The following is a 358-nucleotide window of genomic DNA, read 5'->3' as shown; positions in this document are numbered from 1 at the left end:
GGGCGATCGCGGCCGCCGCCTGATCCACCGGCAACTGCTGGCCGGTGATGCTCGCCGAGCCGTCGGCATGCCGCACCCCGATCACCCGCCGCTGATGAACAGCCCGCTCATACTTACGGCGCGCCCAGGTCGGATCGGCCGCGATCAACAATTTCTTGATCTTCTCCCGCAGCTCACTCGTCGTCCACTTCCCCGCCTTGGGCAGCAGATGAGCCGCGACCGCTCGGGCGAGTTCGAGGGGGACGTCTTCCAGCCAGTCGCAGAACACCACCGCCCGCGCCCTATCGAGCAGACCGGCCGACAGGGCGTCACGCACGGCCGGGAGACGTACCTTCAAGTCATAGGCGAGACCGTATTC

The 358-nt window shown here is 67.0% G+C and carries 1 protein-coding gene; it reads right to left on the bottom strand.

What is annotated here, in order from left to right; translation table 11 throughout:
• A partial coding sequence (locus tag IMZ11_RS44890; RefSeq protein WP_228649935.1) for a DUF222 domain-containing protein occupies positions 1–337 on the bottom strand: 337 nt, incomplete at its 3' end.
• Positions 338–358: the final 21 nt, after the last annotated feature.

This window comes from Microtetraspora sp. AC03309 (assembly GCF_020826795.1).
In the GTDB taxonomy this organism is placed as follows: Bacteria; Actinomycetota; Actinomycetes; order Streptosporangiales; family Streptosporangiaceae; genus Microtetraspora; species Microtetraspora glauca.
Note: the sequence above shows the minus strand (reverse complement) of the source record. Positions and strands in the feature narration are given on the sequence as shown.